A 16,471-nucleotide genomic window follows, 5' to 3' on the forward strand; every position below is an offset into this window, starting at 1 on the left:
TATTTATGCTATCTTTATAGAAATTAGCCGCGCATGATCCTTTTTTCAAAACGAAATTTATTTTACGGCGATTACAAATGGACCCCCTACGTCCCGAATGATCCGCGTATAAATGGTAAGCCAGATGATACTCACTTTACCAGGGACGAAGGAAATGAGGTAATCTATCTTATTAATAAACTAATGATAATTTGGGATTACCGTTTTTCAAACACGGGCAATAAAATGGAAAAACTGATCCACGATAAAATGCCTGCCGAGATCGATACCCAGGAAGCTGTGCAGGAATGGATTAAAGCCAACCTGAAATTCTGATATTCGATATTATTTGATTTCAACCCGGTTACTGATGCCTGATAACCGGTTAACTTTCACTGCTTTTCGAACCTCGCTGCCCATCCGCCACCGGAGGCCATAGAAATCTCAATATGATCTTTAGCAGTTACCGTTACTTCTTTGTGGATATAATCTGTTGCATCGCGATCGGCATTAACGCCGTCCTCAAATATTACTGCTTTGTATTTGCCTTCGCCGAGGAATGAAAGATCGATGTTAATCTTGCGGTCGTTCCAGTTGGTCATAGAGCCAGCGTACCAGGTGGAGCCTTTACGACGGGCGATGGTAACGTATTCGCCAACCCTGCCATCAACAGCCACAGTCTCATCAAAGGTTGTAGGTACCGCGGCAATAAAGTCAGTACTTTCTTTTTCCTTCATGTAGGCTGTCGGGTTATCCGAAAGCATTTGTAGCGGCGCTTCGAAAATGGTATACATTGCCAGTTGGTGGCTGCGTGTGCCCTGGCTCATCGGGTTGCTGTTGACTGGGCGGAAAGCCGATTTTGATGCGTTGCGCATAGCTCCGGGGGTGTAATCCATTGGTCCGGCAAGCATACGAATGAACGGAATGCTTACGTCGTAGCCGGGCTCGTTATCTGTCCCCCATTTCATGTTTTCCAAACCCTTTACGCCTTCGGCATTGATCACATTCGGGAAAGTACGCTGAATGCCGCTTGGCTTATACATGCCATGGTAGTCAACCATCAAATGGTTCGTGGCCGCTTTTTGGGCCAGATCGTAGAGTGAAATAACCACCTTCTGATCGTCACGGTCGATAAAGTCGATCTTAAACCCTTTTACACCCATTTTGGCAAATTTGGCAAATAGGCCATCTGCGTCACGGGTAATCGCGTACCAGGTCGACCATAATATCACGCCAACTTTTTTCTCTTTGCCATAATCTACTATTTGCTGGATGTCCAGCGTGGTTTTATTCAGATCGTAGTCATCCGACCAACCTTCATCAATGATGATATATTCCAGTTTGTTTGCTGCGGCGAAGTCGATATAATACTTATAAGTCGGCACATTGATACCCGCTTTGAAATCAACATGGGTGACATTCCAGTCGTTCCACCAATCCCAGGCTACTTTACCCGGTTTTATCCATGATTCATCTACAACTCTTGAGGGCTCTGCCAAACGCTGTACCATATCGTTATTAGCCAGCTGCTTGTCTTCGGTACTGATTATCACCACTCTCCATGGAAAGCTACGCACACCAGTTGATTTAGCAATATAATCAGCGCGGTCGTCCACCACGTAATTGATTCTTTTTACAGATTCTTTTGTAGGATATGGAGCAAAAACGCCCTGCAAATCATTCTTGCCATGCCCGGTAACGTACATGCCCGGATAGTTTTGCAAATCCGCTTCCAGTATGGCGGCTTTTTTACCATCTCCCAGGTCAACCAGCACCGGAAGGAAAGCCGGTGTATCTTTCTTCATTTCAGATAGATTGATATGATCATAATGCGACTCAAAAGATGTAGTGAACTTATCATGATTACGATAATCATTTACAAAAGGTAAGAATGCTTTATCATCATTTTTAAAATTGAAATTTGCCTCCTCGTTTTTAATGATAATATCACCTTTCCGGGTAGAAACGAAGCGGTAAGCAACCCCATCATTGTAAGCTCTGAATGCTAGCCCATAATCCCCTTTAAAAGTCAAAACCAATTGGTTAAAATGATCACGCACGATGTCTTTTTTGTAGATCGGCGTGTGTATCTCCTGGTTAACCGATGTGTTTTTAGCTGATTTTACAATTGCGTTTTTACCAAAGTCACCGCCTTTTTCCAGCGACATGGAAATTTCCGACGGCGTTATTACTTCGGTCTGCTCATGATTTACCGACCACTTGATAGTTTTATCAACCGACACAGTCAAGTCGATCTTGCCATCAGGCGATTTTACATGATATACTTTTTCGTTTTGTGCCAAAGTTGCTGTAAACGACAGCAAGAAGCAGAGGAAAAACAGGGCAACAGATTTCATCGGAGTGGTCTATAATAAGAAACGGTTTAAACTAAGCCGAAACTAAATAAAAACCGTCTAAATGACAATTTTGTTTTTTTATAGTCCGTAAGTCGGAAAGCCGGCATAAGTTCGAAAGTTTGGAGATTCACTTGCTTTCAGTCTTACTGTCTTCCGGACTTTATGACTAGTTCGTCTGCTTATACACCCTTACATAGTCCACATACATAGTTGCGGGTAAAAGGCTTTCGTCAACTGCTGCATTAGGGAAATTTCCACCTAAAGCAAAGTTCAGCAGGATAAAGAATGGAAGATGAAAGGCGCCGGTACTGTTAATGTTGCTCTTAATGTTTCCTGTTTGATATAGCGTATCGTCTATATACCACCTGATTGAATTTTGATCCCATTCAATCGCATAAAGGTGATAGTCGCCGGGAGAAGAAATGTTGATGGTGCTTCCATACGATACATGCCCATTTACGTTCCAGTGCATAGTACCGTAAAAAGTATTGGTATTATTGACGTGTTCCATAATATCCATCTCACCGCATGAAGGCCAGGACACGGTTTGTATATTGGAACCAAGCATCCAAAAAGCGGGCCAAAAACCCATACCCAATGGTGTTTTGATACGGGCCTCTATGCGACCGTAAGTTGGAGCTTCTTTACCCTGGGTGGTCATGCGTGCCGAAGTATATGGTTCGCCACCAACGCTCTCTTTTTTTGCAGTTATCATCAGGTTACCGTTAGCAACCGTGGCATTTGCCGCCTGATAATACTCTTTTTCATTGTTGCCCCAGCCACCGCCACCTGTTTCAAATGCCCATTTAGAGGTGTCCACGGTGGTTCCATCAAATTCATCCGACCATACTAGCGCGTAAACAGGTTTTACTGTTTTTGTCGTGTCAACCGGTATAGGGGGCGGGATTGTAGTCGTCAGGCCATTTTTCTTACTGCAAGACAAAAAAGTAAAAGGCAGAACAATAGCTATCAATTTGATACCACTTAATTTAAAGGCTGATTTCCTTTTGCAGGGCAATAGCATACATTCAACAGTTTAATATACGATGTATAAACAAATTGGTTTTCTGTTCTATTTTTTGCCTAAACCCAAGGCTTCGATATAACCCTTATTCGGCCTGCAATTTTCAAAGCGGCTGTTATTGATAAAATCATACAATGCCTTTTTGATCAGCTCACGGTCGGCAGGTGTGGCTTTGCGGATTTCTTCAAAACTTGACCGTGGCTTTTCAGTGTATTCAATGATTTTTTCGTATCCGGCAGGGACATCAAAAGTGACGAAGCCTGCAACATTATCCATCTTTTTATAAGGCCAGTAATGCCAGCCTATATTATTTTCTTCCAGCACATTTTTGAAAGTGCCCACCCATTCGTCTTTATTTTCACCTGTTTCGCCGCAATAGATGGGAACGTTATATTTATCGCGGAAATCAATGTAATCCTGTATTACCTGTTTAGTTGCATCGGTCCAGTATTTATGGAAAGTATATACTGCTTTTGAATCAAACGGAGCGCCAAATGCTTTGAAATTGCTATCCCATTGTGCGCCGCCCAATATCACCAGGTGATTTTTGTCCACAGTTCTGATCGCTACAGTAATTTTCTTATAAACCGGCTCCAGGTATGGATTTAGTTCGGTTGCATTAAAGTAGGTGGCAATGGGTTCATTCAGTAAATCGTAACCCATTACAATAGTTTCGTTCTTATAATGATCTGCAATGCGTTTCCAGATATCTGCCACCAATTGCTGGCTGGTTTCGCTCTTGAAAAGGAACGGATAGCCATAACCATCATCAATATTATCGCCTGTTTGGCCACCCGGTGCGCTGTGCATATCCAGTATCACATAAATACCTTCATGCTTGCACCATTCAATTACGCGATCAAGCAATTCAAAACCTCTGTCGGGATTGTTTTGCCCGAGATAATCCTCTTTGGTAAACAATCTGTAGCTGAATGGTATGCGGATTGAGTTGACCCCCAAAGTTTTGAGGTAGTGAATATCACCCTCTTCAATATAAGTATGCAGATATTTTTCCCAGAAAGCCCGGGTTTCATCGGGACCGATCAACTCTGTTATGGCGTCATTGATCAACCGGGGAGAGTTCACATTTTTGAACTTGAACATATAACCTTCGGGGATGAGCCAGTTGCCCAGGTTGGTACCATGCATCAGGAAGTTTTTGCCATCAGGGGTAACGATTGCCTTACCTTTTACAGCGATAAAACCTGTTTGGGCATGTAAATATGGTGAGAAACAAAGCATCACCAATACGATGAGGCGCGCGACAGTCTTGTTCATGATTGTTTTTAAAATCAATATGCCTGTTTTTACGCAGGCATATCTTGAGGATTGCAATTGGTTGATTAGTTGTTTGCAGATGCAATATAGTATTAATTTTACTTAGTGTACAAAATACATAGTAAAAAATATTTCTTTTTTGCCGAAATGTTAATACAGGCTCGTATTTTTAACAAGAAATGAAATAATAATATCGTTTAATAAACCCTATGAAAATAAAAGTCCCCATTATTTTTGCTCTATTTTTTCTTTTAAGTACCATAACATCATTTGCGCAGGAATTGAAAGTGGCGGTTGCGGCAAACTTGCAGGGAGTAATCAAAGTTTTAGGGAAAGACTTTAAGCAGAAGACGGGGATTGATATACAAGCTATTGTGGGCTCATCAGGCAATTTATCAACCCAGATAAAAAACGGTGCGCCGTTTGATTTGTTTCTTTCGGCAGATATGGGTTTCCCGGAAAGTTTAGCTAAAGAAGGCTTTAGTACAAAGGAGCCTGATGTTTACGCCTATGGAAGCCTGATCATTTGCAGTACGCAAAATATCGGTTTTGAGAATTGGGAACGACTATTATTAAGTGGCCGCGTTAAGAAAATTGCGATTGCAAACCCAGCAATCGCGCCCTACGGCAAAGCCGCTGAAGAGTCGCTGAAATTAAAAGGGGTATTGGATGATATAAAATCAAAATTGGTGACCGGCGAAAGTATATCTCAGGTGAATACTTATATCACAACCGGAACTGTAGATGTCGGCTTTACAACACGGGCATTGGTGAAAGATGTGGAAGGTAAAACAACTATTTATTGGAAGGAGATCAATCCGAAAAGCTATAAACCTATAAAGCAGGGTATGATCATCCTGAAACAAGGTAAGGAAAGCGCTAATGCGCTCAAATTTTATGAATATATGCTAAGCCCTGCCGCTAAAAAGATATTGAAGGACTATGGGTATGGCGGGTAATAAATAATTATAAAATATTTACAGATAGCGATGGTTTTATGATCATCGCTATTATTTTTAATAAATGGATCTGACCCCGATATGGCTCACGCTAAAATTAGCAGCAATCACCATGGTGATATTGCTCATCATTGGTTTGCCCTTGGCTTACTGGTTGTCAAAGGGAAGATCGATCGCAAAGATTATCATTGAGGCCATTATTACTATGCCGCTGGTATTGCCTCCATCGGTGCTGGGGTTTTATCTGCTGATGGCATTCAGCCCGAAACAAGGTATCGGTGAATGGCTGCACAAGACATTCGATATTCAACTGGTTTTTTCTTTTAAGGGATTGGTATTGGCCTCCATAATTTACAGTATGCCATTTATGATCGGGCCGATAAAATCTGCTTTGCAGCAGTTGCCACTATCGCTTTCACAGGCTTCGTATACGCTGGGTAAATCGGAAAGGGAAACTTTTATAAAAATTTTACTGCCAAATATCCGCGCATCGGTACTAACAGCAGCCATCCTTACTTTTGCCCATACACTTGGCGAGTTCGGAGTAGTACTCATGATCGGGGGCAATATACCCGGTGTGACCAGGGTCGCATCCATTGCTGTGTATGATTCCGTGGAAATAATGGATTATCATGCCGCCAATATTTATTCACTGATCTTGTTCTGCATCACGTTTGCCATGGTCATATCAGTATTCGTTTTCAATAAATATAAAGCCAAAAGCCCTTTAGAATGATCAGCATAGACATAGAGAAAAAGCTAAAGGCCTATCGCGGCGAACAGATACTGAAAATTTCGGCCCAGTTTGACAAGAGTAGTATTACCAAGATATATGGGCCGTCGGGTGCGGGAAAGTCTACTTTTTTAAGGATCATTGCCGGACTTGTTGAGCCTGAGCATGGTAAAATATCGGTTGATGATATGGTTTGGCTCGACACCTTATCAAAAATTTCTCTTTCTCCCCAAAAAAGAAAAGTGGGCTTGGTATTTCAGAATTATGCGTTGTTCCCAAACATGACGGTACGACAACACCTGGAATATGTATCGGATGATACGCAATGGATCAATCGCTTACTTTTCATTGGCAAACTGGAAACATTTACCTCGCATAAACCTGAATATCTCTCAGGTGGACAACAGCAACGTTTGGCTATTTTGCGAGCTATGGCGATAAAGCCAAAACTGATGCTAATGGATGAGCCATTTTCGGCACTTGACCCTAAAATGAAGTCGGAATTGATACCGGGGCTGAAATCGATATGGGATGAACTGGGAACTACAGTACTTATTGTAAGTCATAATCCGCAGGAATTGGTGGGCTTAACGGCAACAGAGATGGAGATTAACCCCATATAAAAAAACGTAGAGACATGATGCGTCACGTCTCCCGGCATGCAAGAAGACGCAATGCATTACCTCTCTACAACAAATGTTCTTTAATAAAATCCTTACAGCCCAATTCAATCAGTTCAAAAACAGGTTCAAACTGGCTGTCGTCATAATATGGATCGGGGACTTCCCTGTTGCCTAAGAGTAGTTTCACTTTAGCAGCCGATTCTTCATCAGGCGCCATATATAATACATCAGATAGGTTGTACATATCCATCACCAGGATATGATCGAAATCGTTAAAATCATGTCTTCTGAATTGTCGGCAAACCTGCTTGCTGATATCAATGCCATGATTACGAGCAGTACGAACCGAACGCCTGTCAGGCCCTTCGCCCACGTGCCAGCTGCCTGTGCCGGCAGAATCGATCTGCCAGCCGAGTTCCTGCGCATCAGACAGATACTGCATGATCCCTTCGGCCAGTGGTGAGCGGCAAATATTGCCCAGGCAAACCATTAGTATTTTCATATTAGCTGTAGTGGTTGTAAAGTTTTTATTGGTTGTAGTGGTTAGGTCAGTTAAGGACATCCGTTTATAAGACTAATTCAACCCTAACAACTTTTACAACCACTCCAACTTCTTCGACCAACATTAACCAAAAATTCCATTCAATACCCCCGCCAAACGAACCCCTGCTTTCAGCAATTGCTGGTTAACGGTGGCGATGTGTTCAAAATTGTATTTATATCCATTAAGTACATCGCCCGTTTTTGTTTCGCTGTATAATTTATTGGCGATCTGGCCCGACTCAAATATCCATTGACTTATCGGCGCTTTTTGCCACTCTGCACGTTCAGTTGCAGTTGTATGGTTGATCATTGCTGTGTATTCAGTATAACTCAGTTGCTGAAAATCGATCAGTTGTGAATCCCATACTGAGTGCAAATTGGTTGGGTTGTTGAACCAGGTTACTTTGATATCGTTGCCACCTTTGTCTTCGGTATGGCCCACATGCAAAGGCTGATGCACATCCTCTACAATATGGATCAGCATGCGCAGATAAAGCAGCTTATTCTCTTTGCTCAGATCTTTCTTCTTCAACTCAGCGATCAGGAAATTAAGTTTGGTATAGGCATCTGTTTGGGTGTCTTTGTTTAAAAAATCCTGCAACTCAGGTAAAGTGTATTCTTTATCCAGGTCGACGTAGTGCCAAACAGAAAGATAATTATAGTTGGGATCTGATTTAATAAAATCGGCCCAGTTACTGCTAATGGCGATGCTTTCATTACCCAGGATGTTTTTTATGGCTGCATGGGCTTTAGCAGTTAAATAACTGTCGGCAATTTGTCCGGCTATACGGTGCCCTTCGGTTCCCCATGCCATGGATTGCAGCGGCGCATAAAGGATTGCAGCACCGATGATCAGTTTTTTTAGGAAGCTCAGTTTCATTTTACAAAGGTTTTGGATTACAGGTAGTACGTTTAACTAAACGTGCGCTGATAGGTATAACGTTGGATGTACTGGCAAATTCAATTACCGAATCAGTTTGCTTTTTTACTTTAAATGCTTCTTCATACATACCAATGCGCAGGCACCCTGCGTCTTCTTTAAGCGAATAATCGGGGTTGCAAAACTGCCCTTTTATGAATAAAGTATCGTTCCGTTGCCGGTAAGTGCCCTTAATATATTCTGACCAATGATCTGAATGCAAACAGGTGTCGGCACTGTTATTCACTTTGCTAAAGGAGTTTATTTGAATGAAAAAAGAATCACAGCTAAACTTCAGATGATGCAGCGAGTACTCCAGCAATCGCTTTTGGTTCGGAACGGAATCCTGCTGCCATTCGCCTTGCAGGTAACCTTCGCCTTTACCCTGCACGTTTGGATTGAACCAGCAACCGTTTAGTAAGGCGAAAGCCAAAAGGCAAAAAGCGAAAGATAGAAGCTGAAAGCGAAAAGGAGAACGCATATTTTATAAACGAAAATTTAAGCCCCTCTCCATTTGGAGAGGGGTTGGAGTGAGGCTCTTATTTCAAACTTCCGATCATATCTTCAGGGCGTACCCACTGGTCGAATTGCTCGTTGGTGAGTAAACCTAGTCCGATAGCGGCTTCGCGAAGCGATGTGTTTTGTTTTAATGCTGTCTTGGCAATTTTAGCAGCATTTTCATAACCGATATGTGGGTTCAGTGCAGTAACCAGCATCAGTGAATTTTCAAGGTGCTTTTTGATGCCATCATAATTCGGCTCTATTCCTTTGGCACAATGATCGTTGAATGATACGCAGGCATCGCCAATTAAACGCGCCGATTGCAGGAAGTTAGCCGCCATTACCGGTTTAAATACGTTCAACTCATAATGGCCACTGGCGCCGCCTATTGAGATGGCAACGTCGTTGCCCATTACCTGTGCGGCCACCATGGTAACCGCTTCGTTTTGGGTTGGGTTAACTTTGCCCGGCATAATAGATGATCCAGGCTCATTGTCCGGAATATGGATTTCGCCGATACCTGAGCGCGGGCCGGAGGCCAGCAGGCGAATATCATTAGCGATCTTCATTAACGAAACAGCGATTTGTTTCAATGCGCCGTGACTTTCTACTATAGCATCGTGAGCAGCCAGTGCTTCAAATTTATTTTCAGCTGTACGGAATGGCAGGTTGGTGAATTTTGCAATGTATTCAGCCACCTTAACATCATATCCTTTTGGGGTGTTAATGCCTGTACCAACAGCGGTACCACCCAAAGCCAGTTCTGACAGGTGGTCCAATGTATTTCTCAGGGCTTTCAGGCCATGATCCAGCTGCGATACATAACCAGAAAATTCCTGGCCCAAAGTAAGCGGTGTAGCATCCATTAGGTGCGTACGACCGATCTTTACCACGCTTTTAAAAGCTTCTGATTTTGCTTTCAAGGTATCGCGCAGTTTTTCAACGCCAGGTATCGTAACATCGATCAGCATTTTGTAGGCTGCGATGTGCATGGCAGTAGGGTAAGTATCGTTTGATGACTGTGATTTGTTTACATCATCATTCGGATGGATAAACGTTTTGCCTTCGCCTAATTTATTGCCTTGTAATACGTGCGAGCGGTTAGCCACCACCTCGTTCACGTTCATGTTCGACTGCGTTCCTGAACCTGTTTGCCAGATCACCAGCGGAAATTCTCCAGCCAGTTTACCGGCCAGAATTTCGTCGCAAACCTGGGCAATCAGATCGCGTTTTTCAGCAGGCAATACGCCCAGGTCGGTATTGGTATAGGCTGCGGCCTTTTTCAGGTAGGCAAAGGCGGCTATGATCTCCTTCGGCATAGATGCCTCGGGACCAATTTTAAAATTATTGCGTGAACGTTCGGTTTGTGCTCCCCAGTATTTATCGGCAGGTACCTGTACCTCGCCCATGGTATCGTATTCAGTTCTGAAACTCATGGTATTTATAATGAATTATATTGCGCGGCAAAGTTAGGGTTTTATGTGAAGTGAGTTGATAGGGTTGGGTAATCTTTTTACTACATTTTATAGTTTATTTTTCTGAACCATCGTAGTTATAATCTTCAAGTGTCCACTCAATCATTACCTCTTTTACCCAGTTGATAAAACTATCATTGCATCTTTCCACCTCATCATTGTTTTCATAGTTACAGTCATGTTGCCAAAAAACAATCGGACAAATTCCTTCTTTTGATGCCAGCAGATCTAAACAATAGTGATTGCCATATCCATCCGGTGAAAAAGGCAGAAAACCTACTTGCATTTTATTGTCTGCATCGACATGTTCGGAATTATAAATTTCATCAAGTGATGATCCCCGCAATTTCTTATCAATACCATACACCTCTGTTCCATCTAAAGAAAGTCCATTATGTTTTGTCATAATGTATTTAAAATCAAAAGGAAGTTCAAAACCTATTTCCTTTTCAAACAATTCCATCCTGTTATCATTAATGGCCGGGCCTAAATAAAGCATATCCCGAGAAAACTTTGAGAACTCAGCTATTAACTTATCGCATTCATAAATCAATTTAATCATATATAATTTGGCTGTTTTCTTATCAATCAGATAAATATGAATTTAGCTATTTTCTTTCCTTTCGTCGTCGACTTAGGTTTTAATGAGCTGGCATATTGATAACTCAACTCAAAATTCTCTCGGCCTATTAGCCAGCCAGCCGTCCAACGCTTTTACCTGTTCCTCATGCTCGTTCATCCATTTGCTATTGGCTTCTTTGTTGGCGCTCAGGCTCACTAAACGGGCGAAGGCTGCCATATTATCGCTTTTGGCCAGGTTGTAGAAATAATCGACAAAAAACTTATCGTAAAAACCCTTGTCGGTTTTCTTTTCGGATAGCTCACCTGCTATAGTAAATATGCTTTTTAGTTCGTATTCCAGTAATTCCATTCCCGTTAGCTTTTTATTTTGACCTGTCAGTACCGACATCGATATAGCCAGGTTCATGGATTCATTTTCCTTATCACCTTTAGGCGAAAGGAGAATCGTATTTTTTCCATTGACATCTTTCAATACGCCACCCTGCAAAATGTGCTGAATATTGCCGAATGCCTCAGCAGCCTGCGGACTTTGCGGATTTAGCAATAAAAAACTGCAAAACCCCATCAAAGCGTTGGCGCGTTTGTTCTGATGAAAAGTTACCAGCGCATACATACGTAAGCTGCTGGCATGTTTTGGGTCGAGCTTGATGGCTTCGATTGCATTCGCTTCGGCTTCGGCAAATTGTTTGTTTCGGAAATAAGTAAGGCCGAGGTTGTAATATAAACGCTGATATTGTGGGTTGATTTGTATACCGCTTTTATAAGCTTCGATAGCCTTTTGTGGTTGATGAGCGTTATCATAAATGCTCCCCAGCATATCATAGCAAGCAGCTTTTAATTGCGGACTATTGCTTTTTTCTATGGCCTTATCTATATATGGGATACCATCATTCCCCTTACCTGATTGTACAAGGGTAAAAGCCATCTCGTAATTCGCCTGTGCATTTTCAGGCTCAAGCTTCAGGGCTTCGTCGTATTTGGCAATGGCTTCGGTGTACTTGCCCTGGTCATTCAATTGCACGCCTTCTTTAATCAAATCGGATACTGAACCTTTATCCTGCGCTGATGCGTTTAAAGAGATTATGGTGAGTGCTAAAGTGACCAGGTTTTTATATAATCGGTTCATAATTTAAAAATATGTAAAGGTTATTAACTAAAACAATAAAAATGTTTAAAACTTTAATTTCTTACCGGACGATAATTTACAAATTTCGCAGGCGTTAAAGTGTTTAGTATATATTTATGAGATTAGTGTTAAGAAGATTCCTGATAACTTCCGCCCCCCTGGTTATGATAATGGCATGCGGAAACAATAACAATGCAAACCCGGCAAGTATTGCTAAACCGACATATAACAGCAAACCATTTAACCCTGCTAAACTTTTAGAATACAACCCCAAAAATGCCGATAAACGCATTGATGAATTCTTTCACAAATTACATTCAAAAAGCGGTTTCAACGGCAATATACTGGTAGCCAAACATGGCAAGATAATCTACGAAAATGCTTTGGGCTGGGCCGATCATCTAAGAAGAGACAGCCTGAAGATCAACTCCCAGTTCCAGCTGGCATCGGTTACCAAAACCATGACATCCACAGCCATTATGCAATTATTGGAGCGTGGCAAGATTAAATTGAACCAGGATGTAAAAGAATTCTTCCCGAATTTTCCATACGATGGTGTGACGATTAAATTGTTATTGACCCACCGCTCAGGGATGATGAACTATGTTTATTTCATAGACGATATCTATCGTAAACAGCATTTAAATCAACGCAAAGGTATTACTAATACCGAGGCGATGAATATGATCGCCCAGTATAAACCAAGGCCTTTTAGCAAGCCAGATTCGCACTTTTTATATAACAATTCCAACTTCATGGTGCTGGGCTCCATCATCGAGAAAGTAACCGGGATGAGCTATGCAGACTACATGAAGGAAAACATATTTAAGCCGGCTGGCATGACCCATACTGCTGTTTACTCAAAAGCGGCCTTCGATAAAATACCTGTAGATGTGGTTGGCCACGACCGTAATAGCTGGAGATATTCCGTTGCTCCTAACTTTTTGGATGGTCCTGTAGGGGACAAAGGCATTTACAGTACTGTTGGCGATTTGTTCTTGTTCGACCAGGCGTTAAGGGCCGGCATGCTGATCAAACCTGCTACTCAAGATTCTGCATATACACCGCGCAATCCTATGGTACGCGGTCACTTTAACTATGGCTATGGCTGGAGGATATTTGAAGCTCCGGGCCAGAAAGTAGTTTACCACACCGGCTGGTGGCACGGATTCCGCCACATCTATGTGCGCGACCTGAAAAACGACGTAACAATTGTATTGCTTGGCAACCTGGTTAACGGAAGCTTGCTACATTTGGACGAGCTTTTCAAGATGGAAGATATGCCGGTTATCCGCAAAGGCGCCTATAATGGTGCCGGGGATACAGCGGAGGATTAGTTTTCTTTAGTTGATTAAGTTAAGTGGTTGATTAGTTTTTCATTGTGATAATTGAAATTCTTCCCAACTTTGTAATCGATCGTATGTTTACAACTTAATCAACCTAATCTAACTCAATCAACCACTTAACTAAAAAACCATGTTCGATAAATTATTTGAAGCACAGCAAAAGGCAGGTGAGGTAAAGAAACGCCTGGATGGTATTACCGTTTGGGGTGATGCCGAGGGCGGCAAGATCAGAGTTACCTGCAATGGCAACAAGGTGATCCAATCCATTACTATTGACGAAGAGTTTCTGAAGTCAGCTGATAAAGAGGAGCTGGAAGAATTATTGCAAGTTGCTGTAAATAAAGCACTGACCCAGGCCGAGAATGTGAGCCAAAGTGAGATGGCGGCATTATCCAAAGAAATGCTGGGAGGTCTTGGCGGCATGTTTGGCAAATAACAAAGAAGGTTCCCCTCTCGAGGGCACTAACATCGCAATTTACACCAAATCAATATAAATATCTGTAAATCAAGAGGTTAGAATAAAAAAAGATAATTTTTTAATGGTATAATAAGATAAAAAAGTTTTTAAGTGTGGTATTTACCTATGACAATCCGGTAAATGAGTGAAAAAAATCTTCACTTTTTTTCAAAGTGCGCACCTGAAGTCCCAAACGCGCTGTGTCAGACTTTAGCAGGTCTATGTTTGTTTTCTCTTTACGTATCGTTGAGTCTCTTTGTCGTAGTTTTAACCCTAATGACTCTATTCGATTGTCTCTCCACATACCGTATACCGTAGCTGCTAAGGTGCATAAAATGAACAAGCCGGTAAATGCGGCTATCCATGTTTGAAATTTAGAAAAATCAGCCTGTCTTCTTGAATTAGTTGCAATAATGTCATTTGAGATAGCTTGTTCTTTTGAAATTTCTATCATTTTTCTGTTAGTGTCAATAACAGATTTATGTACCATTTCAGTTAAATCATGGCTATCGATTGTTAGTTTGTTAACTTCAAATTCCGCCTCTTTATGTAGATTATCTTTTAAATATTCATCTCCGGCAATAGTTAATGCCATTTGGAAATTCTTTTGAACATTCCATGTATATGTGTTACCATTCGGATTCGGTTTATCTACGTTTTTTATAAAACCCTCTAACTCCAACGTGCCTATTAATCTATATAGAGGTGTTAGCTTGAACTGTGTTTCGTAAAAAAGAAGCGGTGTAGGATACCATTGATCTATTAGGTTAGAAATGCTAATTTTTTTATGTAACCCGCCGTTTTTCTTTAAAAATTGCAATAGCTCAAGACTGGTTATTTCCGGCTCTTCCATCCCCAAATATACCTAATATTTAAGACGGAATTTACCGTGAAAACACGGGTTGTTCCTTTATTTTTCTTGTCGTAAATTCGACGCCGGCAGTGTTATTAAACTTTATAATATGCTTGTAAAATCTAAATTTTATTTCCTAAAGTTTAGGTATAACTAAACAAAATGAGTAAATTTGTATTAGAACCGTTTAATGACGTAATTGGGAAAACCAAGTTTTACAAAATCATAGAAGACACCGTCTGTTATTGGAATTTATTTGCCCAACGTATTGAAAAAGAAAGTACGTGGGAGATTCAGATAGATAAATTGAGGTCAATTATGAATGAAGTTTCTCAATATGGCAATGACAAATCCAAGATTCCGGGAAAGAAATTCAAGAAGTTAGACCCTCCAGGAACAGATGAATTTGAGGTCAGAACCGATGATTTAAGGGCATACTGTATTTTAGATAAAAATGGGTATATTATACTCTACGCCGGGAAGAATAAAGAACAAGATCAAGATTTGAATACTTTTAGAGGTATAAAGAAAAGGTATTTATCAGCTAAAGAAAATGACATCACGAGAAAAACTACTTAGTAGACCAACCTATTGGTTTGATCATGCCCAAAATGAAATTTTTAGGCAATTTTATGCGTATATGGATACGAATAAAATAAATCAAACAAAGCTTTCTGAAAAACTCGGCATATCAAAAAGTAGAGTATCTCAAATACTAAATGGTGATCTTAATTGCACATTAAAAAAGCTTTTCGATGTTAGCCTAGCAATCGGAATAGTTCCACAAATAGAATATAAATCTATTGAACAAGTCCTTATCGAAGATAAGCTACTACAAGAATTTTATGGACAATCTAATGATGCTGAGAAAAAAACTGCTGCCCTTACAAATTATAGTTCGTTTATACCACCAATTACCAATGATAGGGTAGTCCAAACATGGACAACTACTTCTGGGGGCGGACATGCAACGACATCTGTAAAGCCGGATGTGAAGGTAGAAGACTTTCATGTTTACAAACCAGATTATTCATTAGAAAATTCAAATCAAGCAGCATAGCGATGGAAAAACAGTTTCCCCCATTTTCATTTAACGTTTTACGGGTGCTTGACAGTGTATTTATGGTCGAAGAAGCGGTCAGTATTAATAATGGAGAAGATGTGAAAATTGGCTACGCCTTAGCATTTTACCATAATCTTGACGAAAGTTGGGTGCAATATAACGTTACAGCTCAATTTTCAGCAAACGGTAAAAATTTTGCTACTGGTACTGCTGTCACGTTTTTTGGAATTGATAATCTCAAGGCGTTCGTCGGTGAAGATGGAATTATCATGTGGCCCAGCAATGCACTAGAAACAATGTTCGGCATTTCATTTAATCACTTACGTGCGTTTATGGCTAAAAACATTGGCGCAACTAAATTTTCTAAATATATCGTCCCAATAATTAATCCAGTAGAAACGTTTCGGAATTTAATGGCAAATAATCCAAATCTTCAAACAACTATAGTTAATGAAAAGGGAGAAGCTATAGAAAAAGACCCATACAACAGTATCGTTGAAAATATCACAAAGAAGTCTGTTGAAAAAATCCGAAAGAAGCACAAGTTATAGCACTTATCCTCCATCCCGGCAACCCAAAACAGTCAGTGTAAATTGGTACGTTGTTGCCCTCTCGAGAGGGGCAGGGGTCTGTCTCTACGATATGCTGGCAAA

19 protein-coding genes are annotated in these 16,471 nt (G+C 41.0%); 9 read left to right on the top strand and 10 right to left on the bottom strand.

The window, feature by feature from the left end; all coding sequences use genetic code 11:
- Positions 1-33: 33 nt before the first annotated feature.
- Positions 34-315, top strand: a complete 282-nt coding sequence (locus Q3A68_RS12830) for a hypothetical protein (RefSeq protein WP_302901498.1) — start codon at positions 34-36, stop codon at positions 313-315.
- A 56-nt stretch (positions 316-371) separates the two neighbouring features.
- On the opposite strand, the gene Q3A68_RS12835 is transcribed toward Q3A68_RS12830, so the two are convergent.
- From Q3A68_RS12835 to Q3A68_RS12845, 3 genes are all read right to left on the bottom strand, one after another.
- Positions 372-2,336 (bottom strand): retaining alpha-galactosidase, encoded by a 1,965-nt coding sequence (locus tag Q3A68_RS12835; RefSeq protein ID WP_302901499.1) that lies wholly within the window; start codon positions 2,334-2,336, stop codon positions 372-374.
- A gap of 166 nt (positions 2,337-2,502) precedes the next feature.
- Positions 2,503-3,360, bottom strand: coding sequence for a glycoside hydrolase family 16 protein (locus Q3A68_RS12840; protein ID WP_302901500.1), 858 nt, complete (start codon positions 3,358-3,360; stop codon positions 2,503-2,505).
- Between the two features lie 48 nt (positions 3,361-3,408).
- Entirely contained in the window at positions 3,409-4,638 is a 1,230-nt protein-coding gene (locus Q3A68_RS12845; protein WP_302901501.1) for a glycoside hydrolase family 5 protein, read from the bottom strand.
- Positions 4,639-4,847: 209 nt separating this feature from the next.
- On the opposite strand from Q3A68_RS12845, the gene modA reads away from it, so the two are divergent.
- From modA to Q3A68_RS12860, 3 genes are all read left to right on the top strand, one after another.
- Positions 4,848-5,597: a molybdate ABC transporter substrate-binding protein gene (gene modA / locus Q3A68_RS12850; protein WP_302901502.1), complete on the top strand. Its 750-nt coding sequence runs from the start codon at positions 4,848-4,850 to the stop codon at positions 5,595-5,597.
- A gap of 64 nt (positions 5,598-5,661) precedes the next feature.
- Entirely contained in the window at positions 5,662-6,333 is a 672-nt protein-coding gene (modB, locus tag Q3A68_RS12855) for a molybdate ABC transporter permease subunit (RefSeq protein ID WP_302901503.1), read from the top strand.
- Positions 6,330-6,953: an ATP-binding cassette domain-containing protein gene (locus Q3A68_RS12860; protein ID WP_302901504.1), complete on the top strand. Its 624-nt coding sequence runs from the start codon at positions 6,330-6,332 to the stop codon at positions 6,951-6,953. Before modB ends, Q3A68_RS12860 begins: the two co-directional genes overlap by 4 nt.
- A 64-nt stretch (positions 6,954-7,017) precedes the next feature.
- On the opposite strand, the gene Q3A68_RS12865 is transcribed toward Q3A68_RS12860, so the two are convergent.
- The 6 genes from Q3A68_RS12865 to Q3A68_RS12890 form a co-directional block, all read right to left on the bottom strand.
- Complete coding sequence (locus Q3A68_RS12865) at positions 7,018-7,515, bottom strand: low molecular weight protein-tyrosine-phosphatase (RefSeq protein WP_368045674.1); 498 nt, start codon at positions 7,513-7,515, stop codon at positions 7,018-7,020.
- Between the two features lie 63 nt (positions 7,516-7,578).
- Entirely contained in the window at positions 7,579-8,376 is a 798-nt protein-coding gene (locus Q3A68_RS12870) for a S1/P1 nuclease (RefSeq protein ID WP_302901505.1), read from the bottom strand.
- A 1-nt stretch (position 8,377) separates the two neighbouring features.
- Positions 8,378-8,896, bottom strand: coding sequence for a fumarate hydratase (locus tag Q3A68_RS12875; protein ID WP_302901506.1), 519 nt, complete (start codon positions 8,894-8,896; stop codon positions 8,378-8,380).
- Between the two features lie 58 nt (positions 8,897-8,954).
- The gene (gene fumC / locus Q3A68_RS12880; RefSeq protein ID WP_302901507.1) at positions 8,955-10,352 is read right to left on the bottom strand and encodes a class II fumarate hydratase; all 1,398 of its coding nucleotides are present in this window, start codon (positions 10,350-10,352) and stop codon (positions 8,955-8,957) included.
- Between the two features lie 94 nt (positions 10,353-10,446).
- Positions 10,447-10,953: an SMI1/KNR4 family protein gene (locus Q3A68_RS12885; protein WP_368045675.1), complete on the bottom strand. Its 507-nt coding sequence runs from the start codon at positions 10,951-10,953 to the stop codon at positions 10,447-10,449.
- A 108-nt stretch (positions 10,954-11,061) separates the two neighbouring features.
- Positions 11,062-12,099: a tetratricopeptide repeat protein gene (locus tag Q3A68_RS12890; protein ID WP_302901508.1), complete on the bottom strand. Its 1,038-nt coding sequence runs from the start codon at positions 12,097-12,099 to the stop codon at positions 11,062-11,064.
- Between the two features lie 116 nt (positions 12,100-12,215).
- Here Q3A68_RS12890 and Q3A68_RS12895 point away from each other — a divergent pair, with 116 nt between their 5' ends.
- A complete protein-coding gene (locus Q3A68_RS12895; protein WP_302901509.1) occupies positions 12,216-13,436 on the top strand; it encodes a serine hydrolase domain-containing protein in 1,221 nt (406 codons plus the stop codon).
- 139 nt (positions 13,437-13,575) lie between these two features.
- On the top strand, positions 13,576-13,881 hold the full coding sequence (locus Q3A68_RS12900; protein ID WP_302901510.1) for a YbaB/EbfC family nucleoid-associated protein: 306 nt from the start codon (positions 13,576-13,578) through the stop codon (positions 13,879-13,881).
- Positions 13,882-14,026: 145 nt separating this feature from the next.
- On the opposite strand, the gene Q3A68_RS12905 is transcribed toward Q3A68_RS12900, so the two are convergent.
- Positions 14,027-14,755, bottom strand: a complete 729-nt coding sequence (locus Q3A68_RS12905) for a hypothetical protein (RefSeq protein WP_302901511.1) — start codon at positions 14,753-14,755, stop codon at positions 14,027-14,029.
- 162 nt (positions 14,756-14,917) lie between these two features.
- Between Q3A68_RS12905 and Q3A68_RS12910 the strand changes: the two genes are divergently transcribed.
- From Q3A68_RS12910 to Q3A68_RS12920, 3 genes are read left to right on the top strand one after another with little or no spacing between them, the layout of a single operon-like run.
- Positions 14,918-15,334 carry a hypothetical protein gene (locus Q3A68_RS12910; protein WP_302901512.1) on the top strand — a complete coding sequence of 139 codons (417 nt, stop codon included), beginning with the start codon at positions 14,918-14,920 and terminating at the stop codon, positions 15,332-15,334.
- A complete protein-coding gene (locus Q3A68_RS12915) occupies positions 15,309-15,815 on the top strand; it encodes a helix-turn-helix domain-containing protein (protein WP_302901513.1) in 507 nt (168 codons plus the stop codon). The genes Q3A68_RS12910 and Q3A68_RS12915 overlap by 26 nt, the downstream gene beginning before the upstream one ends.
- A gap of 2 nt (positions 15,816-15,817) precedes the next feature.
- Entirely contained in the window at positions 15,818-16,369 is a 552-nt protein-coding gene (locus Q3A68_RS12920) for a hypothetical protein (protein ID WP_302901514.1), read from the top strand.
- Positions 16,370-16,471 lie beyond the last annotated feature (102 nt).

The organism is Mucilaginibacter tolerans (genome assembly GCF_030519375.1).
In the GTDB taxonomy this organism is placed as follows: domain Bacteria; phylum Bacteroidota; class Bacteroidia; order Sphingobacteriales; family Sphingobacteriaceae; genus Mucilaginibacter.